Annotated in this window: 22 protein-coding genes; 15 read left to right on the top strand and 7 right to left on the bottom strand. The window is 73.4% G+C overall.

Going from position 1 to position 26257, the window contains the following annotated elements; genetic code table 11:
* Positions 1-242: 242 nt before the first annotated feature.
* Positions 243-1970 (bottom strand): glycoside hydrolase family 6 protein, encoded by a 1728-nt coding sequence (locus ACGFIS_RS22990; RefSeq protein ID WP_392972420.1) that lies wholly within the window; start codon positions 1968-1970, stop codon positions 243-245.
* 324 nt (positions 1971-2294) lie between these two features.
* Here ACGFIS_RS22990 and ACGFIS_RS22985 point away from each other — a divergent pair, with 324 nt between their 5' ends.
* Entirely contained in the window at positions 2295-3437 is a 1143-nt protein-coding gene (locus tag ACGFIS_RS22985; RefSeq protein WP_392972418.1) for a substrate-binding domain-containing protein, read from the top strand.
* 114 nt (positions 3438-3551) lie between these two features.
* Positions 3552-6476, top strand: coding sequence for a glycoside hydrolase family 48 protein (locus ACGFIS_RS22980; protein ID WP_392972416.1), 2925 nt, complete (start codon positions 3552-3554; stop codon positions 6474-6476).
* Here ACGFIS_RS22980 and ACGFIS_RS22975 read toward each other — a convergent pair.
* A complete protein-coding gene (locus ACGFIS_RS22975) occupies positions 6466-7314 on the bottom strand; it encodes an alpha/beta fold hydrolase (protein ID WP_392972414.1) in 849 nt (282 codons plus the stop codon). The two genes, ACGFIS_RS22980 and ACGFIS_RS22975, sit on opposite strands and share 11 nt — an antisense overlap.
* A 49-nt stretch (positions 7315-7363) precedes the next feature.
* On the opposite strand from ACGFIS_RS22975, the gene dinB reads away from it, so the two are divergent.
* The 3 genes from dinB (at position 7364) to ACGFIS_RS22960 (ending at position 10284) form a co-directional block, all read left to right on the top strand.
* A complete protein-coding gene (gene dinB, locus ACGFIS_RS22970) occupies positions 7364-8557 on the top strand; it encodes a DNA polymerase IV (RefSeq protein WP_392972412.1) in 1194 nt (397 codons plus the stop codon).
* A gap of 148 nt (positions 8558-8705) precedes the next feature.
* Positions 8706-9386, top strand: coding sequence for a GntR family transcriptional regulator (locus ACGFIS_RS22965; protein WP_392906888.1), 681 nt, complete (start codon positions 8706-8708; stop codon positions 9384-9386).
* A 91-nt stretch (positions 9387-9477) separates the two neighbouring features.
* On the top strand, positions 9478-10284 hold the full coding sequence (locus tag ACGFIS_RS22960) for an SAM-dependent methyltransferase (RefSeq protein WP_392972410.1): 807 nt from the start codon (positions 9478-9480) through the stop codon (positions 10282-10284).
* Positions 10285-10311: 27 nt separating this feature from the next.
* On the opposite strand, the gene ACGFIS_RS22955 is transcribed toward ACGFIS_RS22960, so the two are convergent.
* On the bottom strand, positions 10312-11163 hold the full coding sequence (locus ACGFIS_RS22955; RefSeq protein ID WP_392972408.1) for a hypothetical protein: 852 nt from the start codon (positions 11161-11163) through the stop codon (positions 10312-10314).
* Between the two features lie 430 nt (positions 11164-11593).
* Between ACGFIS_RS22955 and ACGFIS_RS22950 the strand changes: the two genes are divergently transcribed.
* The 3 genes from ACGFIS_RS22950 (at position 11594) to ACGFIS_RS22940 (ending at position 16240) form a co-directional block, all read left to right on the top strand.
* Positions 11594-13405: a sensor histidine kinase gene (locus tag ACGFIS_RS22950; RefSeq protein WP_392972406.1), complete on the top strand. Its 1812-nt coding sequence runs from the start codon at positions 11594-11596 to the stop codon at positions 13403-13405.
* A 58-nt stretch (positions 13406-13463) separates the two neighbouring features.
* Complete coding sequence (locus ACGFIS_RS22945; RefSeq protein WP_392972404.1) at positions 13464-14138, top strand: response regulator transcription factor; 675 nt, start codon at positions 13464-13466, stop codon at positions 14136-14138.
* Between the two features lie 299 nt (positions 14139-14437).
* Positions 14438-16240: a sensor histidine kinase gene (locus ACGFIS_RS22940; protein ID WP_392972402.1), complete on the top strand. Its 1803-nt coding sequence runs from the start codon at positions 14438-14440 to the stop codon at positions 16238-16240.
* On the opposite strand, the gene ACGFIS_RS22935 is transcribed toward ACGFIS_RS22940, so the two are convergent.
* The 4 genes from ACGFIS_RS22935 to ACGFIS_RS22920 all read right to left on the bottom strand — a co-directional run bounded on the left by ACGFIS_RS22935 (position 16206) and on the right by ACGFIS_RS22920 (position 19354).
* Positions 16206-16901, bottom strand: a complete 696-nt coding sequence (locus ACGFIS_RS22935; protein WP_392906880.1) for a TetR/AcrR family transcriptional regulator — start codon at positions 16899-16901, stop codon at positions 16206-16208. The two genes, ACGFIS_RS22940 and ACGFIS_RS22935, sit on opposite strands and share 35 nt — an antisense overlap.
* A gap of 13 nt (positions 16902-16914) precedes the next feature.
* Positions 16915-17823, bottom strand: coding sequence for an oxygenase MpaB family protein (locus ACGFIS_RS22930; protein ID WP_392972400.1), 909 nt, complete (start codon positions 17821-17823; stop codon positions 16915-16917).
* Between the two features lie 146 nt (positions 17824-17969).
* Positions 17970-18371, bottom strand: coding sequence for an STAS domain-containing protein (locus tag ACGFIS_RS22925; protein ID WP_392972398.1), 402 nt, complete (start codon positions 18369-18371; stop codon positions 17970-17972).
* Between the two features lie 131 nt (positions 18372-18502).
* A complete protein-coding gene (locus ACGFIS_RS22920) occupies positions 18503-19354 on the bottom strand; it encodes a PaaX family transcriptional regulator C-terminal domain-containing protein (RefSeq protein WP_392906875.1) in 852 nt (283 codons plus the stop codon).
* A gap of 255 nt (positions 19355-19609) precedes the next feature.
* Here ACGFIS_RS22920 and ACGFIS_RS22915 point away from each other — a divergent pair, with 255 nt between their 5' ends.
* The 7 genes from ACGFIS_RS22915 (at position 19610) to ACGFIS_RS22885 (ending at position 26226) form a co-directional block, all read left to right on the top strand.
* On the top strand, positions 19610-21124 hold the full coding sequence (locus ACGFIS_RS22915) for a long-chain fatty acid--CoA ligase (protein WP_392906874.1): 1515 nt from the start codon (positions 19610-19612) through the stop codon (positions 21122-21124).
* The gene (locus ACGFIS_RS22910) at positions 21121-21930 is read left to right on the top strand and encodes an IclR family transcriptional regulator (RefSeq protein WP_392906873.1); all 810 of its coding nucleotides are present in this window, start codon (positions 21121-21123) and stop codon (positions 21928-21930) included. The genes ACGFIS_RS22915 and ACGFIS_RS22910 overlap by 4 nt, the downstream gene beginning before the upstream one ends.
* Positions 21931-22037: 107 nt before the next feature.
* A complete protein-coding gene (locus ACGFIS_RS22905; RefSeq protein WP_392906872.1) occupies positions 22038-23057 on the top strand; it encodes a Rieske 2Fe-2S domain-containing protein in 1020 nt (339 codons plus the stop codon).
* A 68-nt stretch (positions 23058-23125) separates the two neighbouring features.
* On the top strand, positions 23126-23287 hold the full coding sequence (locus tag ACGFIS_RS22900; RefSeq protein WP_392906870.1) for a hypothetical protein: 162 nt from the start codon (positions 23126-23128) through the stop codon (positions 23285-23287).
* A gap of 19 nt (positions 23288-23306) precedes the next feature.
* Entirely contained in the window at positions 23307-24389 is a 1083-nt protein-coding gene (locus ACGFIS_RS22895) for a FecCD family ABC transporter permease (protein WP_392972396.1), read from the top strand.
* A 5-nt stretch (positions 24390-24394) separates the two neighbouring features.
* Positions 24395-25426, top strand: coding sequence for a FecCD family ABC transporter permease (locus ACGFIS_RS22890; RefSeq protein WP_392906867.1), 1032 nt, complete (start codon positions 24395-24397; stop codon positions 25424-25426).
* Positions 25423-26226: an ABC transporter ATP-binding protein gene (locus tag ACGFIS_RS22885; protein ID WP_392906866.1), complete on the top strand. Its 804-nt coding sequence runs from the start codon at positions 25423-25425 to the stop codon at positions 26224-26226. The genes ACGFIS_RS22890 and ACGFIS_RS22885 overlap by 4 nt, the downstream gene beginning before the upstream one ends.
* Positions 26227-26257: the final 31 nt, after the last annotated feature.

Genomic DNA, 26257 nt, shown 5'->3' with positions numbered 1-26257 from the left:
ACCTCCTGATCCCATGATTGCCTGATACGGCACAGCGCAGAGAACGGCATTCCGAGCGAAGGCTCCCGACAACAGAACGTGGCCCGCGGCGTCCGGACAGGGGACGCCGCGGGCCGCTTCGTCTCCCCGCCGATTCCTTCCTCTCCCGCGAGTCCCTCTCCGGCTCCCGGGTTCCGCGGACAGGGAGAGGCCCCGTGACCGGAGCAGATCACGGGGCCTTTCCCGGGGTGGCCGGTTACCGGTTACCGGACGGGCGGGTTGGCGTTCCGGAGCAGCTCCTGGAACTGGGCGGAGAACCAGTGGCCGGAGAGCGGCGCGTCCGGCAGGGCACCGCTCGGGTTGCCGCCGTTGCGGGGGTTGCCGCCGTACGCGGGATCGCACATCTCGTCGAAGCCCTTGCCCTCGTCGTTCGGGATCTCCTCGCTGGCCCCGTCCGACTCGCCCGGAGGCTTGATCCAGACATAGGCGTCGATGCCCGGCTCGGGCGCCGCCGTCGGCCGCTCACCGAGACCCGCGCCCGACTGGTTGCACCAGTTGCCGAGGTGGAGGCGCCGGTCGGTGCGGCCGCCGTCGACGTAGGCGTCCACATCCGTCGTCGGGCCGGGACCGGTCGGGCGGTCGGCGCCGCCCCAGCCGTTGCGGCTGGTGTCGATGAGCATCCCGATGCCGTCGTCGAAACCGTTGCCGACGAGCTCCTGCCGGTACGCCTGCGCGTACGAAAGCTCGTCGACGTACCGGTTCCAGTCGACCCACGAGGATTGGCGGACGGACGTGCCGTTGACGGAGTCGCTGATGGAGAAGTACGGCTCCGTCAGCGCCCCGTAGTTGGCGGTGTTGGTGATGAAGCCCGTGATGTTGTCGAGTGAACCGGACATCTGGGCGACCTCGGTGAGCAGGTCGGCGGACGAGGAGAAGTTGTCGTCCCAGCCGAGCCAGCCGTGGTGGCCGATGTCGATGTAGTTGTAGACGTTCGGAATGGCGCCGAGCTCCTGCAGCGCGTAGGCGATGCCCTTCTGGTAGTTGCCGTTCGCCAGCATCTCGTTGCAGTTCTCGGTGGCGACGTCCCCGTCGCCGACGTTGGTGATGAGGTTCGGCAGCGAGTCGAGCTCCACGACCGTGACGATCCGCAGGCCGGCGTACTTCTCGTCGCCGAGGATGTCCGCGATCGGGTCGATGAACTCGGTCTTGTACCTGTCGATCTCGTCCGGGCCGAGCTCGCCGTTGGACGCGAGCGCCGCGCAGTCGCGTCCGGGCAGGTTGTAGACGACGACCTGGACCAGGTCGTCGCCCTGGTCGAGCGCGGTGTCGAGATGGTCGCGCAGGCCCATTTTGCCGCCCGCACCCTCGATCGCCGCGATCCGGTCCATCCACACACCGGTCGGCTCGTCGGCGATCGCGTCGCCGCCGGGCTCGGCGGCGGCGTTGGCCGCCCACTGCGGGTTCACGTACACCTCTGCCCCGGCGTACGGGTTGTCGGCCCGGTCACCGGGCGGGTCGGTCGGCGGGTCGGTGGTCGGCGGGTCGGTCGGTTCCGTCGACCCGGTGCAGAGGACGCCGTTCAGAGTGAACTCGGAGGGCGCCTGGTTGCTGCCCGAATAGGTGGCCTGGAAGCCCGGGCCGGCCGTCGCGCCGGTGCCGAGCGTGCTGCTCCAGCTCGGGTTCGTCACCGTGACGTGGCTGCCGGACTGCGCGAACGTCCCGCTCCAGCCCGAGGTCACCTGCTGGTTGCCGGCGAAGTCCCACTCCAGCGTCCAGCCGCCGGTGATCGGGTCGCCGAGGTTGGTGACCGAGACGGTGGCGGTGAAGCCGCTGTCCCACGAGTTGGCGGTGTAGTCGACCTTGCAGCCGGCGGCGGCGCTGGCCTGGGCCTGGCCCAGCGCGACCGTGCCTGAGGCGAGCAGGAGAGCGGCCGACGCGGCCGCGATGCCGCGGCGGGCGCCGCGTCTCCTGCGCACTGGGGGGTGTTTCATCCGGTGTCCTCCTCTGGTTGGGCGGATGTCTTCCGGTCGGGGCTCTCGCTACTGTGCGTTCGGCCTTGGGAGCGCTCCCACTCCTGGACTGACGGTGAACGTAGAACGCCCCGGCTTAGGAGGAGAAGGCTTGTTTCATTACTTTCACGAATTTTCACCGCCCCTCGCGCGCGCGGTGAGGGACTCGGGGCCCGGGCCGAATCGGTCGCCCGGCGGCCCTTGACACGGCAGGCGTCCGAACGGATTCTTGGGAGCGCTCCCACTACTCCCCGACCCGGCCTCACCCCCCGCACGGCCGGGAACCCCCGAAGGGAGTGCCGAAGCGTGACCGTCACCCACCCCCCAGAAGACCCCGTCCTCCCGAAAGACCCCGCCTACCCGCGAGACGCCGCCTACCCGCGAGACGCCGCCTACCCGGAAGACCCCGCCTGTCCGAAAGACCCCTCCAAGGACCCCGCCCTCCCCGACCGCCGCCCCCCGACCCTCGCCCACGTCGCGCAGCTCGCCGGAGTCTCCCCGGCGACCGCGTCCCGCGTCCTCAACGGCTCCGCCAGGGTCAGCCGGACCGCCCGGCTCCAGGTCGAGGCGGCCGTCGAACGGCTCGGCTACGTCCGCCGCCGGACCGGCCCCCCCGACCGCGTCTCGTCCGGGACGATCGCCGCCGTCGTGTGCGAGGACGGCTGCCGCGCCATCGGCGACCCGTATTTCGCGCGCCTGCTGTGGGGCGTGCGGCGGGAACTCGCCGGCCGCGCGCCGCTCGTCGTCCTCATGGCCGGCCGCGCGGAGGAGTGGCGCGCCACCACCGGCTACCTGCGCGGCGGGCAGGCCGAGGGCGTCCTGCTCGTCGGCGCCCGCCGCGCCCACCTCGCGCCGCTGGTGCAGGCGGCCGCCGGGGCCCCGGTCGTGCTGGCCGGGCGGCCCCTGGAGGAGGTGGCCCTGCCGTACGTCGACGTCGACAACTTCGGCGGGGCGCAGGCCGCCGTCCGGCATCTGCTCGCCTCCGGCCGCCGCCGGATCGGCACCATCGCCGGCCCCGCCGACATGGGCGCCGGCGTCGACCGGCTGGCCGGCTACCGGCTCGCCGTGCAGGAGGCCGGGATGGGCGTCAACGGGCTGGTCTGCCAGGGCGACTTCGGGCGGCTGTCCGGTGAGCGGGCGATGCGCCGGCTGCTGGAACGCCGCCCGGACCTCGACGCCGTCCTCGCCGCGTCCGACCAGATGGCGGTCGGCGCCCTCAGCGCGCTGCGCCGCGCCGGGCGGCGCGTCCCCGACGACGTCGCCGTCGTCGGGTTCGACGACGCGCCGGTCGCCCGGCAGGTCCGCCCCCGGCTGACGACCGTCCAGCAGCCGGCCGAGGACCTCGGCGCCCGGCTGGCCCGCGAACTGCGGGCCTGCACCGGCGGCCGGCCCGCCGGCGAGCGCGCCGTCGTGCTCCGCACCAAGTTGATCATCCGAGAGTCCGGCTGACACTTCCCGGACCGGTGCGCCCCCGGGCGCGACCACCCGAACGCCATCGCCGGACTCCGCCGGTGGTGGAGCCCGGTATGCCCGGACTCGGGCACGCTAGGAAGGAACGAAGGCGTGAGAAGACGGCAACGATGGCGCGCGTTCACCGCCGTGAGCGCCGCGCTGACCCTCCTCTGCGGCGGCCTGGGCGCCATGGTGCCCGCGCAGGCCGCCGCGGCGTCCTGCAAGGTCGTCTATGAGAAGAACGACTGGGGCAGCGGCTTCACGGCGAACATCGGCATCACCAACCAGGGCGACCCGGTCGACGGCTGGGAACTGGTCTACTCCTACTCCGGGAACCAGCGGCTGACCAGCGGCTGGTCGGGCCGGTGGTCGCAGTCCGGCTCCGAGGTCACCGTCCGGAACGAGAGCTGGAACGGGTCCCTGGCCACGGGCGCGACGGTCAGCGTGGGCGCGCAGTTCACCTACAGCGGGACGAACGCCGACCCCACCTCCTTCACCCTGAACGGCACGCCCTGCAACGAGGGCGCCCCCGCCCCGACGGTCGTGCTGACCAGCCCGTCCGCCGGTGCGACGTACTCCGTGGGCGCCTCGGTGCCGCTGGCGGCGACCGCCGAGGCTGCGGACGGCGGGTCCATCGCCAAGGTCGAGTTCTTCAACCAGGACGGGCTGCTCGCGGAGGCCGACACCTCCGCCCCCTACAGCCTGGACTGGACGCCCTCCGAGGCGGGCGACTACTCGGTCTACGCCAGGGCGACCGACGGCAACGGCGCGACCGCCGAGTCGACGCCGGTCGGCATCACCGTGACCGCGGATGCGAGCGTCGTGGCGAGCCCGGCGGCGCTGACCGTCGCGCAGGGCGCCACCGCCGCGTACGGCGTGAAGCTCACCGAGGCGCCGTCCGCGAACGTGACCGTGACGACCACCCGCACCGCGGGCAACAGCGGCCTGTCGGTCACCGGCGGCGGGACGCTCACGTTCACGCCGCAGAACTGGTCCACCGCGCAGAACGTGGAGATCACCGCGAACGACACCGGGACCGGCACGGCGACGTTCACCTCGACCGCGCCCGGCTACGCGGACGCCGAGGTGACCGCGACGCAGGTGGAGACCGGCGGCGGCACCTACACCCAGCGGTTCCTCGACCAGTACAACAAGATCAAGGACCCGGCGAACGGGTACTTCAGCCCCGAGGGCATCCCGTACCACTCGGTCGAGACGTTCATGATCGAGGCGCCGGACCACGGGCACGAGACCACGTCGGAGGCCTACAGCTACCTCATCTGGCTGGAGGCCATGTACGGCAAGGTCACGCAGAACTGGGAGCCGTTCAACGACTCCTGGGCGCTGATGGAGAGATACATGATCCCCACCAGCGAGGACCAGCCGACGAACTCCTTCTACGACCCGTCCTCGCCCGCCACGTACGCCTCCGAGCACCCCGAGCCGAGCGACTACCCGTCGGCGATCGACGACGGCGTCCCCACCGGGCAGGACCCGATCGCGGCCGAACTGGAGTCCGCCTACGGGACCGACGACATCTACGGCATGCACTGGCTGCAGGACGTGGACAACGTCTACGGCTACGGCAACACGCCGGGCGGCGGCTGTGAGGAGGGCCCCGGCGCCGACGGCCCCTCGTACATCAACACCTACCAGCGCGGCTCCCAGGAGTCGGTGTTCGAGACCGTCCCGCAGCCGACGTGCGACAGGTTCGCCTACGGCGGCACGAACGGGTTCCTCGACCTGTTCATCGACGACGACTCCTACGCCGAGCAGTGGAAGTTCACCAACGCGCCGGACGCCGACGCGCGCGCCATCCAGGCCGCGTACTGGGCGAACGTCTGGGCGGGGGACCAGGGCAAGGCCGGCGAGATCTCGGCCACCGTCGCGAAGGCGGGCAAGATGGGCGACTATCTGCGCTACGCGTTCTTCGACAAGTACTTCAAGCAGATCGGCAACTGCTACCCGGCCTCCTCCTGCCCCGGCGGGACGGGCAAGGACAGCGCGCACTACCTGCTGTCCTGGTACTACGCGTGGGGCGGCGCCCTGGACTCCAGCGCCGGCTGGTCCTGGCGCATCGGTGACGGCGCGTCGCACTTCGGGTACCAGAACCCCCTCGCCGCGTGGGCGCTGGTGAACGACCCGGCCCTCGCACCGGAGGGCGCGACGGCCAAGGCCGACTGGGAGACCAGCCTCACCCGGCAGCTGCAGCTCTACAAGTGGCTGCAGTCCGCCGAGGGCGGGATCGCCGGCGGGGTCACCAACAGCTGGGAGGGCAGCTACAGCGCGCCGCCCTCCGATCTGACGAAGTTCTTCGGCATGGCCTACGACTGGCAGCCCGTCTACCACGACCCGCCGAGCAACCAGTGGTTCGGGTTCCAGGCGTGGTCGATGGAACGCGTCGCCGAGCTGTACCAGGTCACCGGCAACGCCGACGCCAAGGCGATCCTCGACAAGTGGGTCGACTGGGCGCTGTCGGAGACGACGGTCGACCCGTCCACCGGCAGCATCCAGATCCCGTCCACGATGACGTGGTCCGGGACACCGGACGCGAACTGGTCGTCGGCGACGGGCATGCCTCCGGCCAACACCGGGCTGCACGTCACGGTGGAGAACCACACCGACGACGTCGGCGTCAGCGCCGCGTACGCCAAGACCCTGACGTACTACGCGGCCAGGTCCGGTGACGAGGACGCCAGGCGGACCGCCAAGGATCTCCTCGACGCGCTGTGGCGGCACACCGACGGCAAGGGCGTCGCGGTGGAGGAGACCAAGGGCGACTATGACCGCGTCAACGACCCGGTCTACATCCCGCCCGGCTGGACGGGGACCATGCCGAACGGCGACCCCGTCAATTCTGAGTCGACGTTCATGTCCATCCGCTCCTTCTACGAGGACGACCCCGACTTCGAGCGGGTCTGGGCCTACGCCAACGGCACCAGCTCCACCGAGCCGGTGTTCACCTACCACCGGTTCTGGGCGCAGGCCGACATCGCACTCGCGATGGCGGACTACGGCCGGCTCTTCAACGAGTGACCCCCCGGGGCCCGCGGCGGGCGACCCCCGCCGCGGGCCCCTCCAGGGCGGCGAACGCGGAAAGGGCCCCGGCGAGCAGCGCCGGGTCCTCCATCATCGCCATATGTCCCTGACCGGGAAGGACGGCGACGTCCGCGCCCGGGATCAGCTCGGCGATCGCCTCGGCCGCCGGCCGCTGGTACGCCGGACTCCGTTCCCCGACGAGCAGCCGGACGGGCACCCCGATGCCGGCGAACCGGCCGCACTCCTCGATCCGTCCCACGCTCTCCGTCTCCCGCAGGAGCGGGGGCGCGTTCTCCAGGGACGTCCGCCAGAACCGCCGGGCACTCCGCAGCGCGTCCACCTGCTTGGGGGACAGCCGGATCACCTCGCGCAGGACGGTTTCGAGCAGCCGCTCGTAGTCCTCCTCGCCGGCGAAGGCGCGGAGCCGCTCCATCGCCTCCGGTGAGGCGACCTCACGCCACGGCGAAGTGACCGGCGGCTCGTAGAGGACGATCCGCCCGATCGCATCGGTGTGCGGCGCCGCGTTCAGCGAGCACAGCGCACCGTAGGAGTGGCCGACGAGGAACACGTCCCGTCCCGCCGCCTCGACCACGGCCGCGACGTCCTCGCCCTCGCGCGCGAGCGCGTACGGGTCGCCCTCCCGCATGCTGAGGCCCCGCCCGCGCCGGTCCATCACGTGCACGGTGAACCGCTCGGCGAGTTCCGGCACCAGCGGCGCCCAGGAGCGCCCGTCGACCGCGGCGCCGTGGACGAGGACCATGGGCGGCCCCTCGCCGAAGACCCTGAACCCGATGACGCTGCCGTCCGCCGACTCGGCGTACCGCCCTTCGTCCATCCCCGGAGGGTACAGCGACGCACGGCACAGACTATGCGAACATATGTTCGTGTCCGGTAGCGCCACGATCCTTCACGCCGACCTGGACGCGTTCTACGCGTCGGTCGAGCAGCGCGACGATCCCGGCCTGCGGGGACGGCCGGTGATCGTCGGGTCGGGCGTCGTGCTGGCGGCCAGCTACGAGGCCAAGGCGCACGGCGTCCGCACCGCGATGAGCGGCGGCCAGGCCAGGCGGCTCTGCCCGCGCGCGATCGTCGTCCGGCCCCGCATGAGCGCCTACACCGAGGCGAGCAAGGCGGTGTTCGCCGTGTTCCGCGCCACGACGCCGCTGGTGGAGGGCCTGTCGATCGACGAGGCGTTCCTCGACGCGGACGGGCTGCGCCGGCCGCCCGCGGACGTCGCCGCGCGGCTGCGCCGGGAGGTCGCCGAGGAGGTGGGGCTGCCGATCACGGTCGGGGTGGCGCGCACCAAGTTCCTCGCCAAGGTCGCCAGCGGCGTCGCCAAACCCGACGGGCTGCTGGTGGTGCCGCCGGACGGGGAGGCGGAGTTCCTGCGTCCCCTCCCGGTGCGGCGGCTGTGGGGGGTCGGCGGGGCCACCGCCGCCAAGCTCGCCGGGTACGGCGTCACGACGGTCGGGGACGTGGCGGACATGCCGGAGGCCACGCTGGTGTCGCTGCTCGGCCCCGGCGCCGGCCGTCACCTGCACGCGCTGGCGCGCAACCGCGACCCGCGGCCGGTGCGCACCGGGGTCCGGCGCCGCTCGATGGGCGCGCAGCGGGCGCTGGGACGCCGCCGGCGGTCCCCCGAGGAGCTGGACGCGATGCTCGTCGGCCTCGCCGACCGCCTCGGGGGCAGGCTGCGGGCGGCCCGGCGGGTGTGCCGGACGGTCACGCTCCGGCTCCGGTTCGGCGACTTCGCCCGCGCCACCCGCTCGCACACGCTGCCGCAGGCCACCGCCGAGACGCCGCAGATCCTGGCCGCGGCGAGGGCCCTGCTCGCCGCCGCCGCACCCATGATCGAGAGCCGCGGCCTGACCCTGATCGGCGTCTCGCTCGGCAATCTGCACGACGACCGGGCCGTCCAGCTCGCGCTCCCGTTCGAGGGGTCGCCCTTCGTCGAGCAGGGCGGCGCCGTCGACCAGGCGGTCGACGGCGTCCGCGGCCGCTTCGGCTCGGCCGCGATCACCCGCGCCGTCCTGCTCGGCCGCGACCAGGGGGCGTCCGTCCCGATGCTCCCCGACTGACCGGGGCCGGCCCGGCCCCCACCCTGCCCCCGCCCTGCTCCCCGTCTCTTCCTTCCGTTCCCTCCCGTGCTCGCGTTCGGCGAGAATGATGGGCCGGCACGGGGATCGCGAACGACCGGGGGTTCGGCCCAAGGATGAGGAGAACCGGGTGAGTTCCGCGAGGAAGCAGGACCGGACCAGAGAGAGCAAGGTCGAGTTCTGCTACGGACTGCTGCGGTCGCGCATCCTGGAGGGCACCTACGTGCCCGGATACCGGCTGGTCATCAACCAGCTCGCCCAGGAGACCGGGGTCAGCACGATCCCGCTGCGCGAGGCGCTGCGCCGCCTGCAGTCCGACGGGCTCGTGGAACTGGTGCGCAACGTCGGCGCCCGCGTCGCGGTGTTCGACGCCGCGCAGGTGGAGCACACCCTGCAGATCCTGGCCCGGCTGGAGGGCTACGCCACCGCGATCTCCGCCCCGCACATGACCGCCGCGGCGGTCGGCCGCTCCCGCGCGATCAACGAGCGCATGATCGAGGCGCTGGAGGCGTTCGACCCCACCGCGTTCACCGCGCTCAACCGCGAGTTCCACTTCTCGATCTACGAGCACTGCCCGGACGCGCATCTGCGGTCCCTGGTGGAGGCCGAGTGGACGCGCCTGGACCACATGCGCCGCCCCGCGTCCGGCTATGCCCCCGGCCGGGCCCGCCGCTCGGTGGCCGAGCACGGGCGGATCCTCGACCTCATCTCCGGGCACGCCGGCCCGGACGAGATCGAGCGCGCCGCCTGCGCCCACAAGAACGCCACCGCCGGCGCCGTGCACGGCGGCCCCGCCGTATCGCACAAGTGATCGCCGTATCGCACGAGTGATCCGCCGGGGCCTGGCAGGCCCGGTTCGCACTTCATGAGACGATCGTCCCCCGGGGACGAATGGAGTCGCGATGGCCGATGAGGGGTGGTCGCCCGCCGGCGTCGATCTGACGACGCCCAACACGGCACGGATCTACGACTACCTTCTCGGCGGCAAGGACAACTACGCCGCCGACCGCGAGGTCGCCGAACAGCTGATCGAGGTCATCCCGGAGGCGCGGATGGCGGCGCGGGAGAACCACGCCTTCATCGGGCGCGCGGTCCGCTTCCTGGCCGGTGAGGGCGTCCGCCAGTTCATCGACACCGGCACCAAGCTGCCCGCGCGCGGGAACGTCCACGAGGTCGCCGCCGAGGTCGCGCCGGACGCGACGGTCGTGTTCGCCGACGGCGACCCCGTCGTCCTGGCGCACGCCAGGGCACTGCTCGCCGGGACGCCGCGCACGGCCGCCGTCCAGTGCGACCCGCACCGTCCCGAGGCCGTCGCCGCCGACCCGGAGGTCCGCGAGTTCATCGACTTCGAGCGGCCGGTGGCGTGCGTGCTCGACCGGGTCCTGCACTTCATCGGCGACACCGCCGAGGCGGCTGCCGCCGTCCGGCGCCTCCACGACGCGCTGCCGCCGGGCAGCCACCTGGTGTTCACGCACATCACCCAGGACCCGGAACCGGAGTCGGGCGGCGACGTCGGCGAGGTTTTCAAGCCGACCAGCGGTCACTTCTGGGGCCGGAGCCGCGCCGAGATCCTCGAGATCGTCGGATGCTTCGACCTCGTCGAACCGGGCCTGACCTACACCTCGCAGTGGCGGCCCGACCCCTCCCGCCCGGCGGAAGCGCACCCGGAACGCACCTTCACCCTGGCGGGCGTCGGCCGCCGCCGCTGACGGGCGCGCTCACGGCGACGGGCACGTTCACCCGGCGAGCCTGTTCAGCAGCCTTCTCGTCCTGGCGGCCAGCCCGGGGGACGCGCCCGGCCCCTCGGAAGCGAGGCCGGCGGCGTCGTGGACCCAGCCCTGGTGGGTGCGGCCGGTGACCCGCAGGTGCACGACCGGGGTGTAGGAGCCCGCCCGGATGCCCTCGTAGCCGTGCCGCACGATCGAGTGGTAGATGTCGTCGGACACGACCAGCGCCAGCGGGGCGCCGGTGCGCCGCAGCGCGTTCTTCGTCGCCGGCGAGTCCAGCAGCCGGAAGGCGACGTCGAGGGCCTCTCCGAAATTGCCGCGGCCGTCATTGTGCACCTCTCCGGCGTGCACGACGACGCGAATGCGAATTCGCCGGTCGCCGCCCGGAGCGATCATCGGACCCGAATTGTATTCGGCCAGCAGGGCCGACAAGACCGGCACGACCGGATACAGCAGCAGCGTTTTGGGGACCTCGTCGTGAGGATGGACGAGAACGAGCATCCCGTCGCCCCGGTCGACATACGCCTCGCGGTGGCCCTCCTCGATTCCGGACCGGTTGAACGCCTCTTCCAGCAGCCTGTAGAGCACCCGCCTCAGTTCGGCCTTCACCGCGTCGGTGCGGGCGGTCGAGCCCTCGATGTCCACCGCCAGGATGGTGCGGTAGCGCGGCCGGAGCCGGGCCCGTTCGACGACCGGGAGCCGCGGGCCGGAAGCGTCGACGAGCACGGGCGGCCGGGCCGCCGCGCGCGTCCCGCCCGCCGCCCTGCCCGCCGCCGTGGCGACCATCGTGATCGGTGCCGCTTCCGAGGCCGTGCCCGGCTCGGCCCCCGGTCGCGTCCACCCGGCCGTTTCCTGTTTCATTTCCCCCGTGCCCCTTCCCCGAAGTCCCATCATCGCCGAAACGATCCTTGCAGTGCGCGATCGGATCGGCAATCGAGGTGTTCCCGGTGGCGGCCCCGGGTTTTCCCGGTAAATGTGAATTCCCTTCAGTGGGCGGCGATAGGAGCTTGAAAAGGAGCCGTTCACGGATTCTGCACGCGTGTCAAGGGGAACGCGTCCCGGATGATCCCGGCCGCGCGGGGCGCCCGTCCCGCATGATCGGGACGGAAACGCCCGGGAAGGCCCCGCATCGATCGGATAACGCCACTACAGGTCCGCGGCGCGGTCCGGGAAACTGCCCGTGCGCGAGACGCCGCCGGCCGGGCGCCGGCGCCGCGTCCGGGAAAGCACGGACCGCCGCCCCGTGGGTTCCCGGTGGCAGGACGTGTCCGCAGGTCCGAGCATGGAAAGGGTGGTCGTGGTGATTACCGCCCCGCGGCGGCGCAGGTCGCCGCCGTGGTTCGGCGCGGAAACGAGGCGCGCCCTCGCCGCCGGGCTCGCGGTGGCGGGGCTGGCGCTCCTCGCCGGCTGGCCGTACTGGCGCGACCACCCGGCCGCCGCCGTGATCACGCTGGTGAGCTGCGCCGCGCTCGCGGTGGTGGGCGTCCTGCTGGCGACCGGCGGGCGGACGCGGCGCACCGGGCTGCTGTTCGTCACCGCGTCGGTGTGCTGGGCGGCGAACTGGGCCGCGAGCTGGGACGCGGGCATCGGGCCGATGATGTCGCCGTACGCGCAGGCCGAGTTCTACCTCGCACTCGCCGTGGGCGTCCTGCTGTACCCGAGCGGGCGGCTGGAGTACCTGGCCGACCGGATCTGGACGGTCATGGCATGCGTCATCCTGCTGGGCTGCCCGACGGCGCTGTGGGTGACCTCGGAACCGGAGTGGGCCGCGTTCCGCGGCGAGTCGGTCTGGTGGCCCGCGCCGTTCCCCGACCCCGGCGTGTTCCAGGCCGTCCTGCGGGTCTCCGCGGCGCTGTATCTCCTGCTCGCCCTCTCGTTCGCGGTGGTGCTGCTGCTCCGGCTGCCGCGGATGGACCGGCTGCGGCGGCTGCTCACCCTCCCGGTGACCGGTGCGCTGGCCTTCGTCGGGATCTCCGCCGCGCTGACCCAGAAGCCGGTCATGGAGACCTCGATCCCGCTGGACGACCTGCTGGAGGTGTACGTCGTCCAGGGCGCGGTCGTCGTCCTCGTGCCGCTGACGCTGCTGGCGTCCGGGCTGCGGGTCCGCATCAGCGAGCTGGCCGTCGCGGGCCGGATGCTCCGGCTCACCGCGCCGGTTTCTGTGGAGCGGGTCCGCGACGCCCTGCGGGACGTCCTGCACGACCCGACCCTGGAGCTGTGGTTCTGGGCGCCGATGGAGGAGACCTATGTCGACACCGGCGGACGTCCCGTCGACATCGATCCCGGCGAGGCCGCCGGCGCGGGGGAGGGGGCCGGGGACGAGGGGCGATGGCGGCATCGGGTCCTCAGCGCGTCCGGCGACCCGCTCGCCGTCGTGGAACTCGGCGGCGCGCTCCGCGACCACGGTTCCCTCGTCGGGGCCGCGCTGGCCGCGGGCGGCCGTGCGCTGGAGACCGCGCGGCTGCAGGCCAGCGTGCACGCGGGCCTCGAACAGGTCCGCTCCGCCTACCGCCGCCTCGTCCGGGCCGAGACCGTCGAACGCGAGCGCCTCGCCCGCGACCTGCACGACGGCGCCCAGCAGCGGCTGCTGGCGCTCGGCGCGATGCTCGGGACGCTGGAGGCCGTGACCGGCGACCCCGTGGCGAAGGAGCACGCCCGGACGTGCCGCGCCGAGCTGAAGCTGGCCCTCGCCGAACTGCGGGCGCTCGCCCGCGAGGTCCAGCCGGCGCTGCTCGTCCAGGACGGTCTCGGGCCGGCGCTGGAGGTCGTCGCCGAGCGGCTCGGTACCCGCGTCGTGCTCGACGTCACCCCGCGGCGGTTCTCCCGCGAGATCGAGTCGACGCTTTACTCCGCGCTTTGCGAGACGTTGTCGTACGCTGTCGAGCGTGCGCGTGCGACTCAGGTGTCCGTGCGGGTCGGCGACGAGGACGGCCGGCTGGTCGCGGAGGTGAGCGACGACGGCGGCCACGGTGACCCGGCCGCCGATCCCGCCGCCGACCTGGCCGGGCTGTCCGGCCGGATCAGGGCGCTGCGCGGCCACGTGGAAGTCGACGGCGGCCCCGGACGGGGCACGAGGGTAAGGATGGACCTGCCATGCGAGTAGCCCTGTGATGCGAGTAGCCCTGCGATGCGGATAGCCGTGCCATGCGGATAGCCGTGCCATGCGGGTAGCCGTGGCGGAGGACAGCGGGATCTTCCGGCAGGCGCTGGTCACCCTGCTCACCACGGTCGGCATCGAAGTCGTCGTCTCCGCCGGATCCGGCGAGGAACTCCTCGCCCGTGTCGCCGGTGACCCCCCCGACGTGGCGATCGTCGACCTGCACATGCCCCCGACGTACAGCAACGAGGGCGTCGTCGCCGCGCGCCGCCTCCTGGAGCGCCACCCGGGCCTCGGCGTTCTCGTCCTGTCGGCCTACAACGAGACGCCGCAGGCGATGGAGCTGTTCCGCGACCAGCCGCGCGGCGTCGGCTACCTGCTGAAGGACCACGTCACCGACGTGGAGAACCTGCGGTCCGCGCTGGAGCGGGTCATGCTCGGCGAGGTCGTCATCGACCCGGACGTGGTGAGCAGGCTCGTCGAGGCCCGCCACCGGGAGCACGAGCTGGCACGGCTGTCGGGACGCGAGCGGGAGGTGCTGGCGCTGATGGCCGAGGGCCACTCCAACGCGGGGATCGGCAGGCGGCTGCACCTGTCCGCCCGGACCGTCGAGGACCATGTGCGGGCGATCTTCACCAAGCTCAAGATCACCTCGTCGGGAGGGCCGCCGGGGCCGCAGGACAGCAACAAGCGCGTCCTCGCCGTCCTCACCTGGCTGCGGGCCGCCGAGGCGCGCTGACACCCCGCGCTGACACCCCGCGCCGGCACCCGCCGGGGGTCGTTCCGCCCGGCCCGCGCATCAATCGGGTAAACGGGCCCTCGCGTCCGGTACGTCAGGTGGGGAACACTGACCGGATCGGTCGGGGCGCGTCAGGTGACCCGGTGGCGGCCCCCGCACGTCACCGCGACACTCGCCGGGCCCCGGCGCCCGGGGCCGCGCCCGGCCTACGCCATGCTCCCGGTGCCGCCTCCCCCGCACATCCGGGAAAACCCCGCTCCCGGCCCGCGGTTGCCCGGGACGACACGGAAGGGAGAGCGGTGAGGCCCGTCCCCTGGCGGCCGCCCCTGTGGCTCGGCGCGCGGGTCCGCCGTGCCCTGGGCGCGGGCGCCGCCGTCGCCGCGGGCGCGCTCGCGTGCGGCTGGCCGTACTGGCGCGCGGAGCCCGCCGCCGCCGTGGTCACCCTCGCCTGCTGCGGCGGGTTCGCGGCCGCGGGCGGGCTGCTGGCCGCGGGCCGGCTCGGCCGCCGGACGGGCGCGGCGTTCGTCGTGGCCGCGGCCGCGTGGGCGGCGACCTGGGCGGCGGCCTGGAACGCCGGCGCGGGCCCGGTCGTGTCGGTGTTCGCCCAGTCGGTGTTCTTCACCGCGATCGGCATCGGCGTCCTGCTGTACCCGGAGGGACGCCTGGACCGTCCCGCCGCGCGGCTGTGGACGGCCGCCACCGTCGTGGTCATGGTCGGTGGCCAGGCCGTCCTGTGCACCGTCTCGCGACCCGGGTGGAACGGCTTCGCCGCGACCGCGGCGTGGCCCGCGCTGCATCCCGTCCAGGAGACGTTCGAGGCCGTTCAGCGCGCGATGACGGCCCTGACGGCGGTCCTGGCCGGCGCCCTGGTGATCACGCTGCTGGCGCGGCTGCCGCGCATCGGGCGGCTGGACCGGACGCTGACCGTCCCGGTCGCCGCCACCGTGACCATCGGTGTCGCCGGTGCCCTGGCGATGCAGGGCACCCTCGTCGGCGCCGGCGTGGAACTCGACGAGGTCCTGCACGTCTACCTCGTCCAGGGGATCTTCGCGACGATGGTGCCGCTCGCCTTCCTCGGCACCGCGCTGCGCGCCCGGCTGGCCGAGCTGACCGTCGCCGAGCGGATGCAGCGCCTCACCGACCACGTCTCCGTGGAGAAGGTCCGCGGCGCCCTGCGCAGCGTCCTGCGCGACGACTCCCTCGACCTGTGGCTGTGGGCCGGCGCCGGCTACGTCGACGTGGCCGGGCGGCCGGTGGACGCCGGCTTCGGCGGTACCGGGCCGGGCGACGTCCCCGGACGCTGGCGGCACGAGGTCAGGACGTCCGGCGGCGAGCCCCTCGCCACCGTGGACGCCGCCGCCGTGCTCCGCGACCACGAGCCTCTCGTCGAGGCCGCGCTCGTCGCCGGCGGCCGCGCGCTGGAGACCGCCCGGCTGGAGGCGGCGGCCCAGGCCAACCTCGAACGGGCCCGCGACGCCCGGGAGCTCCTCGTCCGCGTCCAGGCGACCGAGCGCGAGCGGCTCGCGGCCGATCTGCAGCACAGCGCCCAGCAGCGGCTGCGCGTGCTGGAGGGGATGCTCGCGGACCTGGAGTCCGCGGCCGCGGACCCGCGGGCACGGGAGCACGCCCGGACCTGCCGCCGTGAGCTGGCCGAGGCGGTCTCCGAGCTGGACGGCCTCGCCCGCGGGGTGCATCCCGCGATCCTCGCCGACGCGGGCCTGGCCCCGGCCATGGAACTGGTCGCCGCCCGCGCCGCCGGCGCACCGCCGTCGGCCGGCGTCCGGCTCGACCTGCCCGACCGCCGCTTTCCGCCCGAGATCGAGTCGACCCTCTACTTCGCGCTCTGCGAGGCCCTCGCGAACGCCGTCAAGCACGCCCGGGCAGGCTCCATCGAGCTGAGCGTCCGCCCCGGCGCCGGCGGGATCGTCGCCGAGGTCCGCGACGACGGCGTCGGCGGCGCCGCACCGTCCCCCCGCGGCGGCCTCGCCGGCCTCACCGACCGCGTCCGCGCCCTCCGCGGCGACGTCACCGTGGCCAGCCCGCCCGGCGAAGGCACCACACTCAGGATCACCCTCCCGGACCCCGGTCCGCCCGGCTGCTGACCATGGGCAGGAGGTAGCTGCGGGCGAAGGCGCGGGCGCCCTCGTCGTCGAGGGGGATGTGGCCGTCCGGGGTCAGCATCAGCGAGTGCGTGAGGCGGATGAGGATCTCGGCGACGACCTCCGGGTCGACGTGCGTCGGTGCGGCGCCGATGCGCTGCGCGGTGCGCAGCCGCCCGGCGAGGTAGCCGCGGGCGGCGGCCAGCAGCGGCCCGGCCTTGACCGTGGCGTGCGGGAGGGCCAGCTCGGGCTCGACGACCATGAGCCGGGTCATCAGGCGCTGCTCGCGGCTGATCCGCAGGGTGACGGCGAACCCCTCGACCAGGCGCTCCTCCAGGGTGGGCAGTGCCGCTACGGCGTCGTCCAGCTCGGCGAAGAAGCGCCGCGCCTCCCGCAGCAGGACGCCCGTCACCAGGTCGCCCTTGGTGGGGAACCGGCGGTAGATGGTGGCGCGGCCGAGCCCGGACTCGCGGGCGACGTCGTCCATGGTGGTGCGGCGCGGCCCGAAGGTCTCGAACGACCGGAGGGCGGCGTCCAGGATCCGGTCGGTCTGGGGTTCGCTCTGCGCGGTGCCGGTGAGCAGGCTGCGCAGGAGTTCGCCGCCCCCCGGCCGTTCGTGCTCGCTCGCCGGTTCGTCGCCCCTGGCCGGTTCGTCGCTCGTCATGGTGCCGCCGACTCTAGTCCGGTGCGCGCCGCGCGGAGCGCATGGCCCGGGCGGCGATGGGGGACTGGAGCAGCCGGTCGGGCGCCACGGCGCCGGCGGCGCGCACGGTCCGCGCGAAGACCTCGAAGCGGAGCCGGTCCGCGGCCGTCCAGCGCAGCCCGAACCGTTCCCGCAGGACGGGCGGGAGCGTGGCGATGCCCGTCTCACGCAGCAGGCGGGTGGGCGGGAGCGCGAGGCCCGTCCAGGCCGCCTTCGGCAGCGGCCACTTCGGGGGCGGCGGCAGCGGCGTGCGGTCGAGCCGGATGAGCAGTTCCACGGTCTCGTTGTTCTCGAGGCGGTTCTCGACCATGTCGTCGAAGTAGTCGCGGAAGGCGGCGGGCCCGGCCGGCAGGTGGCGTTCGGTGATGCCGAGGGCGAGCGCGAGGTCGCGCCACTCCCGGAAGAGGGCCTTCTCCCTGGCGGGGCCGAGGGCGCGGCCGAACACGCGCTGCGTGTGCAGCATGCCGTGGAGGAGCGTCGCGTGCACCCAGAGGTACGCCTCGGGGTTCAGCGCGTGGTAGCGGCGGCCTTCGGCGTCCACGCCCTTGATGTCCTTGTGGATCTCGCGGAGCCGGGCGGCCTCGTCCCGGCCGCGTGCTTCACCGCGGTAGCCGAGGAAGTCGTTCGCCGACTCCAGGGTGCGGCGCAGGCGCCCCCAGCGGTCCTCCACGAACTCGGAGTGGTCGGCGACGCCCGCGCCGACCATCGGGTGCGCGACCTGCAGCAGCAGTGTCGACCGGCCGGTGAACACGCCGCGCCAGTCGCCCGCGTACCGCCAGGTGAGCGAGGACGGCCCCGGGATCGCGCCCGCCGGCGGGTGCGCGGTGCCCGGCGCCGGCCGGGCGTGGTCCGCGGGGGTGGTGCGGGTGTTGAGGCGTTCCATGGGAACCCCGCCCTCGTGAGACGTTAATACGGAATGCGTATCATCATCCGGGTGAGGCGGCAAGCGGGCATCCGGCCGTCAGGGGCTCGATGAGGGCGGCTCGGTGGGGGCGGCTCGGTGGGGGCGGCTCTGTGGGGGCGGCTCGGTCAGGGCGGCGGCTCGGTCAGGGCGGCGATCGCCGTTTCCCGCGTCGGGTGCGCGATCAGATGGCGGTCGAGGCCGCTGCGTTCGATGATGGTGCGGAACCGCCGCTCCGGGCGGGCGAGGACGAACTCGCCGCCGGCCCGGTGCGCGCTCTTCCAGATGACGATCAGCGCGTTGAGGCCCGAGGAGTCGCAGAAGTCGACCTCTCCGACGTCCAGGACGACCCGCGGGGGGCCGCCGAGGCCGCGCATGTCCGCCAGGATGTGTTCGCGCAGCCGGTCGGCGGTGAGGATCGTGAGTTCCCCCTCCGCCACCACGACGAGGCAGTCTTCACGGACACCGCTGCGGAGCCGCAGCGGTTCGAGTGGGACCCTGTTCGGCCGCCCGTCCGGTCCGAGAGACATTCCGATCACCTTCCGTCATCGCAGGCACCTCGCGTACCCGCGAACGGGCAGGTCATGCCACCGGTTCGCGGGGGAGGGCCGGGCGGCGCCCACCTACCTCCCCACCGGCATCCCCGCCGGCATCCCCACTGTCAGCGCAGCCGGACGAACTCGATGGCCTCGTCGGCGAGACGGCGGGCGGGGGCCCGGTAGCGGTCGCGCAGCTCCATCAGAACCTGCTGCCCCCGGACGGCGGGCCAGCCCGCCGGCAGGTGCTCGACGGGAAGCCGGGGGTCGGCGCGGACGAGCTGCAGCCACTCGGTGGTCATCCACAGGTAGCGCGCGAGGTCGTCGGGGGCGTGGGGCAGCGGGTCCGGGCGGTCCCAGCGGTCGAGGAACGCGCGGTAGCCGCTCGCCAGGCCGTCCAGGTCGAACGCCTCCCGCAGCATGCCGGCGACGTCGGTGGGCTCCTCGGCCCGGCCGGCGAAGACCTTGAGGCGCCCGTTCAGGCCGAGGCCCGCGATGATCGGGCGGACGTCCATCCGGGCCGGCGCGATCCACGTGCCGTTGCCGAGCGACCCGAAGCCGGCCCAGGTGAGCCGTGCGCGCAGGTCGTGCCGGACGCGCTGCCACGACTCCGGCATGGAGAACGCGAGCACGGTCCAGTCGCCGTCCCAGTCGGTGTTGAGCACGCCGCGGCGCCACACGCGGTCGTCACCGTCGTGCAGGATGCCCTCCGACCGCGGGGTGAGCCCGAAGTGCATGCGGCGGCCCTCCCGGTGCCGCTCCAGCAGGCCGCGGCCGACCATGCGGGTGAGCGTCGACCGGACGGCGTGCTCGCCGACGCCGAGCCGCGCGAAGGTGTCGATGAAGCTGCCGGAGAACACGGCGATGTCGCGGCCGAGCACGTAGTTGCCGAGGTAGGTCAGCATCAGCGACTGGGGCCGGAGCCTCGGGGAGGGCTCACCGGCGGCCTTCGGCGCGGCCGCACCGGGTTCGCTCACCCGTGAGTTCAGCCGTGCGCTCCCCCGTGCGCTCCCCCGTGCGCTCCCCCGTGCGCTCCCCCGTGCGTTCACCCGTGCGTTCACCTGTTCGGCCACCCGTCCGGCTCCCGTCGTTGCGTCAGCGCTACGACGGCGCGGGCGCCTCCCGCCCCGCCGCCACGCCTGCCAGCCCTTGATGTTCGGCAAAACATTGACCACTGTGAAGAATAAGCCTAACTTCGGCCGTACGCCCACCCTGGGAGAGGACAGCCCCGAATGCGCAACGAAGGACTCGGGTCGTGGCCGGCGCGCCGTGCCCGCAAGACCCCCCGAACGGCCGCCCTGATCCACGAGGGACGGACGCTCACCTACGCCGGCCTGCTCGACCGCGTCGCGCGTCTCGCGCATGCCCTGCGCGACCTCGGGATCGGGCCGGGCGACCGGGTCGCCTACCTCGGCCCCAATCATCCGTCCTTCGCGGAGGCGTTCTTCGCCACCGGCATGCTCGGCGGCGTGTTCGTCCCGCTCAACACCCGGCTCACCGGCCCGGAGATCGCCTACCAGCTGGACGACTCGGGCGCCTCGGCCCTGGTGTACGGGCCGTCCCACGCCGGGCTGGTGGACGGTATCCGCGGCCGCACCCCGGTCCGGGAGCACATCGCGCTCGACGACCCGGGGGAGCGCGGGTACGAGGCGCTCCTCGCCGCCGCGGACGACACCCCGCTCGACCTGCCCGTCGCGCTCGACGACCCGTGCATGATCATGTACACGTCCGGGACGACCGGGTCGCCCAAGGGCGCGACCCTCACCCACGGCAACATCACCTGGAACGCGATCAACGTCCTGATCGACCACGATCTGGTGGCGGGCGAGGTGGCGCTGGTGTCCGCGCCGCTGTTCCACACCGCCGGGCTCAACATGCTCACGCTGCCGGTGCTGCTCAAGGGCGGGACGTGCGTGCTCGTCGCCGCGTTCGATCCCGCCGAGACCCTCGATATGATCGCCGAGCACAGGGTCACGTTCATGTTCGGGGTGCCGACGATGTTCCAGCGGGTCGCCCGCGAACCGGGCTGGGCCGACGCGGACCTGTCGTCGCTGCGCATCCTCACCTGCGGCGGCGCCCCGGTGCCGCCGTCACTGATCGAGACCTACCAGAAGCGGGGCCTGACGTTCCTGCAGGGATACGGGATGACCGAGGCCGCCCCCGGTGTGCTGTTCCTCGACGCCTCGCACGCGCTGTCCAAGGCGGGTTCGGCCGGAGTGCCGCACTTCTTCAGCGACGTGCGCGTCGTCGGCCCCGACATGGTGGACGCCGCGCCCGGCGAGACCGGTGAGGTCGTCGTCCAGGGCCCGCACGTGATGCGCGGCTACTGGGGACGCCCCGACGACACCGCCGCGGTGCTCGCCGATGGCTGGTTCCGCAGCGGCGACGCGGCGCGGCTCGACGAGGACGGCTACGCCTTCATCGTCGACCGGATCAAGGACATGATCATCTCCGGTGGCGAGAACGTGTATCCGGCCGAGGTGGAGAACGCGATCCTCGCCGATCCCGACGTGCTGGAATGCGCGGTCATCGGCGTTCCGGACGACACGTGGGGCGAGGTCGGCCGCGCCGTCCTGGTCCCGCGTCCGGGCGCCGACGTGGACCCCGGCAAGGTCCTGGACGCGCTGTCGGGACGGCTCGCCCGCTACAAGATCCCCAAGTCGGCGGTGCTGGCCGACGAGATCCCGCGCAACGCCGCCGGCAAGATCCTCAAGACGCGGCTGCGGGAGGAGCACGGCATGCCATGACGGCGTCCGGCCGGGCGCCGGACGGAGGCGGGCGGCCCACCGTCACCAGCCGCGTCCTGGACATCCTCGAGGCGTTCTCCGCCGAGCGCACCGCGCTGAACATCACCCAGATCAGCAGGCACGCCGGCCTGCCGCTGTCCACCGCGCACCGGCTGGTCGGCGAGCTGACCCGGTGGGGCGCCCTCGAACGCGAACCCGGCGGCCTGTACCGGATCGGGCTGCGGCTCTTCGAGGTCGCCGCGCTCGCCCCCCGCGGGCCCGCCCTGCGCGGCGCCGCGATGCCGTTCCTGGAGGACCTGTACGAGGCGACGCACGAGAACGTGCACCTCGCCGTCCTGGACGGACTGGACGTCGTCTACATCGAGCGGATCTCCGCCCGCGACGCCGTTCACGTCCTGTCCCGCGTCGGGGGGCGCTGGCCCGCCCACGCGACGGGAGTCGGCCTCGCGATGCTCGCGCACGCCGGCGCCGAACTCCAGGAGCGCGCCATCGCCGGGCCGCTCCGCCGCTTCACCGACAAGACGATCACGTCCGGTCCCGAGCTGCGCCGCGTCCTCGCCGAGGTCCGCCGGACCGGCGTGGCGATCAGCGACGGCCAGGTCGAGACGTTCGCGCTGTCGGTCGGCGCGCCGGTCTTCGGCCCGGACGACGCCGTCGTCGCCGCCGTCGCGATCGTCGTCCCGTCCGACGGCTGGGAGGCGCGGGCGCTCATCCCCGTCGTCCGCGCCAGTGCCCGCGGCATCTCCCGCGCACTCGGCGCGCCCCGCGCCCTGCGCCCTCCGGAGACCGCGCTGCACAACCGCTGACGGGCGCGTTCTTCCGTTGGACGGAATCGGTGTGGCCCACCTCACCGCGACGCCGGGATGGTCGAGAGGATCCGCCGCCCACTCATCGTTCACCGGAGGAACGGCCCATGGTCTTCGCACGCAACCAGTGGTACGTAGCCGCCTACGGCCAGGAGGTCGGCGACGACCTGCTCGCCCGGACCATCTGCGGGGAACCCCTCGTCATGTACCGGACTCAGGCCGGGGAGGCGGTCGCCCTGACCGACCGCTGTGTGCACCGGCGCTTCCCCCTGTCGGAGAGCAACCGCGACGGTGACCGCATCGTCTGCGGCTACCACGGCTTCACCTACGCGCCCGACGGGGTGTGCGTCGCCGTGCCGGGGCAGACCCGCATCCCGCGCACCGCCCGCGTCCCCGCCTTCCAGGTCGTCGAGCAGGACTCGCTCATCTGGGTGTGGATCGGCGACGGGGAGGGCGACGCCACCGCCATCCCGCGCGCCCCCTGGCTGGACTCGCCCGGCTATGTGACCGTCCGCGGCATGGAGCCCCTCGCCGCCCGCTACGAGCTGCTCGTCGACAACCTTCTGGACCTGTCCCACGAGACGTACCTGCACGCCGGGTACATCGGCACCCCGGAGGTGGCGCAGACGCCCATCACCACCGAGGTGGACGACGAGGCCGGCGTCGTCTACGTCAGCCGGCGGATGAAGGACGTCGAGTGCCCGGCCTTCTACGCCGAGTCCACCGGCATCGAGGGCCGCATCGACCGCTGGCAGGACATCGAGTACCACCCGCCGTGCCTCTACCTCCTGCACAGCCGCATCGCCCCCACCGGCGTCGAGCCCGGCCCGGACGGCGACGACTCCGGGGCCTGCCACGCCGAGATCGTCTACGCCATCACCCCCGAGACGGAGACGACCACGCACGACTTCTGGATGGTCGCCCGCGACTTCGCCCTGGACGACGAGAACGTCTCGGCGTTCCTCGCCGAGAGCAACCGCACGGTCGTCCTCCAGGACGTGGAGGCGCTGAACACCCTGGAGAAGGTCATCGCCGCCGAACCCGAGGGCTACCAGGAGCTGTCCATCAACATCGACACCGGCGGCCTCGCCGCCCGCCGCCTCCTCCAGCGGCAGACCGCCCGATGACGCCGGCCCGTCCGGCCGGCACCGCCCGTCCGGCCGGCACGGCCGGTCACGTCAGAGCGGCCGGTCCGGTGACGGGGGGCCGCCTGCGCGTCGAATGGTCCCCGGGCTCGGACCGCCTCACCGGCATCTGCCACTGCGGCGCCCATCACACCGCCGAGGACCCGGCCGAGATCTGGACCTGGCTGCTCGCCCACCCCGACCACGCGGGCGGGGCTTCACCGGGTTGTTAGCTTAGGCTAGCCTCATATTGTGTTGTCCCCCGCGCGGATTCTGCCGCTGAGAGCCCCGGCGCAGGCGGACGGGCCGCGCGGTGCAGGCCGTGCCGGCCGTGGTGCCGGCCGCCGTGCGCACGGGTGGTGGCTGGCGCTGCTCGCGGCCGTGCTGCTGGCGACGGTCGTGGCCAGCCTCATGATCGGTGCCGGCGACGTCCCGGTCGGGCGGGTGCTGCCCGGGGTGTTCTCCCCGGACGACGAGTCGCGGCCCGAGCTGATCGTGCACGAGCTGCGGCTGCCCCGCACGCTCCTCGGGATCGTGGTCGGGATGGCGCTCGGGCTCGCCGGCGCGGTGATGCAGGCGCTCACCCGCAACCCGCTCGCCGAGCCGGGGCTGCTCGGCGTGAACGGCGGGGCGGCGCTCGCGGTGGTCATCGTCATCGGCACGTTCCAGGTGGACGAGCCGCTCGTGTACGTCTGGGCGGCGTTCGCGGGAGCGGCCGGCGCGGCGGCGATCGTCTACGTGATCGGCGCGCGGGGGAGGGGCGGCGCGTCGCCCGCGCGGCTGGTCCTCGCCGGGGCCGCGGTCAATGCCGTGTTCAGCGCGCTTACGGCCGGCCTGATGCTGCTCAGCCCGCAGAGCTTCAACGGCTTCCGGTTCTGGCAGGTCGGTTCCCTCGGCGGACGGGAGATGTCGGTCTTCATCCGGATCCTCCCGTTCGTCGTCGCCGGCATCGTGCTGGCGCTGGTGCTCGCCCGCCCGCTGAACGCGCTCGCCATGGGCGACGACGCGGGCCGGGCCCTCGGCTCGAACCCCGGGCGGACCCGGGCGTTCGGGGCCCTCGCGATCGTGGTGCTGTGCGGCGCCGCGACGGCGTCGGCCGGGCCGATCGCGTTCCTCGGGCTGGCCGTCCCGTTCATCGTCCGGACGCTGGTCGGCCCCGACCTGCGGCTCGTCCTGCCCTACTCGCTGCTGCTCGCACCCGTGCTGCTGCTCGGCGCCGACGTCATCGGCCGCGTCATCACCCCCGGCGAGCTGGAGACCGGCATCGTCACCGCGTTCCTCGGGGCGCCGCTGTTCGCGGTGATGGTCCGGCGGGGGAGGACGCGCGACCTGTGAAGGGCATGAAGGCGAGGGTCCTGCGTACGGGCGCGCTCTCGGTGCGGTGGGAGCCGCGCGCCGCCATGGTGTGCGGGGTCCTGTCGGCGGTCGCCGTCTGCGCCGCGGTCCTCGTCGTCGGCTCCGGGGAGTTCCCCATGTCGCCGCCGGAGGTGGTGCGCGCCCTCATCGGGCAGGGCGACCGCGCCACCGAGTTCATCGTCACGACGCTGCGGCTGCCGCGCGCCGTCACCGGGCTGCTCGCGGGCCTGGCCCTCGGGCTCAGCGGCGCGATCTTCCAGAGCATCTCCCGCAACCCGCTCGGCAGCCCCGACATCATCGGTTTCACCACCGGCTCCGCGACCGGCGCGCTGCTGCAGATCCTGGTGTTCGGCGGCGGCGCCGTCGCCATCACCACCAGCTCGGTGGCGGGCGCGGTGCTGACCGCGCTGGCCGTCTACCTGGTCGCCTACCGCCCGGGCGGCGGCGTGCACGGCGTCCGCCTGGTGCTGATCGGCGTCGCCGCCGCGGCGATGCTGCAGGCGCTGAACTTCTACCTCATCACCCGCGCCGAGCTGCGCGAGGGCTACGAGGCCGCGTTCTGGCTGACCGGCAGCCTGAACGGGCGGGACTGGGACCAGGCCGTCCCGCTCGCCCTCGCGCTGGCCGTGCTCGTCCCGGCGGCGCTGCTGCTCGCCCGGCCCCTCGGCATGGGGGAGCTGGGCGACGACGCCGCGCAGGCGCTCGGCGTGCCCGTCCAGCGGACCCGGGCGCTGGTCACCGTCGCCGGGGTGGGCCTCGTCGCCGCCGCGACCGCCGCGGCCGGGCCGATCCCGTTCATCGCGCTCGCCGCGCCGCAGCTCGCCCGGCGGCTGACCCGCCGGCCCGGCGCGCAGCTGCTGCCCGCCGCGCTGACCGGCGCCGCGCTGCTGGCCGCGTCCGATCTCATTTCGCTTCACCTGCCGGTCGCGATGCCGGTGGGCGTCGTCACCGGCGTCCTCGGCGGCGTGTACCTGGCCTGGCTGCTGTCGACCACCGCACGGAAGGGGACGACGTGACGAGGTTGAGCGCTGAGAACCTCACGCTGGCGTACGAGAGGCGCGTCGTCGCCGAACGGCTCGGGGTGCGGATCCCGGACGAGTCCTTCACCGTCATCGTCGGGCCCAACGCGTGCGGGAAGTCGACCCTGCTGCGCGCCCTCGCCCGCCTGCTGCGTCCCAGGGAGGGAACCGTCCTCCTGGACGGCGAACCGATCGGCGCCCTGCCCGCCAAGCGCCTCGCGCGGCGGCTCGGGCTGCTGCCCCAGTCGCCGCTCACCCCGGAGGGCATCACGGTCGGCGACCTCGTCGCGCGCGGCCGCTACCCGTACCAGGGGCTGCTGCGGCAGTGGTCGCGCGAGGACGAGGCCGCCGTCGAGGACGCGATGGCCGCCGTCGGCGTCACCGACCTCGCGGACCGCGTCGTGGACGAACTGTCCGGCGGGCAGCGCCAGCGGGCCTGGCTCGCGCTCGTCCTGGCCCAGCAGACCGGCATCATGCTGCTGGACGAGCCGACGACGTTCCTGGACATCGCGCACCAGATCGAGGTGCTCGACCTGTGCGCGCGCCTCCACGATGAGGGACGCACGCTCGTCGCGGTCCTGCACGACCTCAACCACGCCTGCCGGTACGCCACGCACCTGATCGCGATGCGGGGCGGCGAGGTCCTCGCCGAGGGCCCGCCCACCGAGATCGTCACCGCCGAACTCGTAGAGCGCGTCTTCGGACTGCCGTGCCGCGTCATCCCCGACCCGGAGACCGACACGCCGCTGATCGTCCCGGCCGACCGGCGGCGGGCGTTGACGGTGAAAACCCCTTGAATTAGGTTAGCCTTACCTAATTTGAGGGGAG

Source organism: Spirillospora sp. NPDC048824, assembly GCF_043198455.1.
Taxonomy (GTDB): Bacteria; Actinomycetota; Actinomycetes; order Streptosporangiales; family Streptosporangiaceae; genus Spirillospora.
The sequence above is the reverse complement of the archived record's forward strand: the minus strand, read 5'-3'. Positions and strand labels throughout refer to the sequence as shown.

Excerpts from the sequence above, each read along its gene's own strand:
- ACGFIS_RS22915 (WP_392906874.1), top strand. The coding sequence starts at position 19,610 with ATGCGCAACGAAGGACTCGGGTCGTGGCCGGCGCGCCGTGCCCGCAAG.
- ACGFIS_RS22945 (WP_392972404.1), top strand. The coding sequence starts at position 13,464 with ATGCGGGTAGCCGTGGCGGAGGACAGCGGGATCTTCCGGCAGGCGCTG.
- ACGFIS_RS22975 (WP_392972414.1), bottom strand. The coding sequence starts at position 7,314 with ATGGACGAAGGGCGGTACGCCGAGTCGGCGGACGGCAGCGTCATCGGG.
- ACGFIS_RS22960 (WP_392972410.1), top strand. The coding sequence starts at position 9,478 with ATGGCCGATGAGGGGTGGTCGCCCGCCGGCGTCGATCTGACGACGCCC.
- ACGFIS_RS22925 (WP_392972398.1), bottom strand. The coding sequence starts at position 18,371 with ATGTCTCTCGGACCGGACGGGCGGCCGAACAGGGTCCCACTCGAACCG.
- ACGFIS_RS22955 (WP_392972408.1), bottom strand. The coding sequence starts at position 11,163 with ATGAAACAGGAAACGGCCGGGTGGACGCGACCGGGGGCCGAGCCGGGC.
- ACGFIS_RS22930 (WP_392972400.1), bottom strand. The coding sequence starts at position 17,823 with ATGGAACGCCTCAACACCCGCACCACCCCCGCGGACCACGCCCGGCCG.
- ACGFIS_RS22935 (WP_392906880.1), bottom strand. The coding sequence starts at position 16,901 with ATGACGAGCGACGAACCGGCCAGGGGCGACGAACCGGCGAGCGAGCAC.
- ACGFIS_RS22905 (WP_392906872.1), top strand. The coding sequence starts at position 22,038 with ATGGTCTTCGCACGCAACCAGTGGTACGTAGCCGCCTACGGCCAGGAG.
- ACGFIS_RS22890 (WP_392906867.1), top strand. The coding sequence starts at position 24,395 with ATGAAGGCGAGGGTCCTGCGTACGGGCGCGCTCTCGGTGCGGTGGGAG.
- ACGFIS_RS22910 (WP_392906873.1), top strand. The coding sequence starts at position 21,121 with ATGACGGCGTCCGGCCGGGCGCCGGACGGAGGCGGGCGGCCCACCGTC.
- ACGFIS_RS22990 (WP_392972420.1), bottom strand. The coding sequence starts at position 1,970 with ATGAAACACCCCCCAGTGCGCAGGAGACGCGGCGCCCGCCGCGGCATC.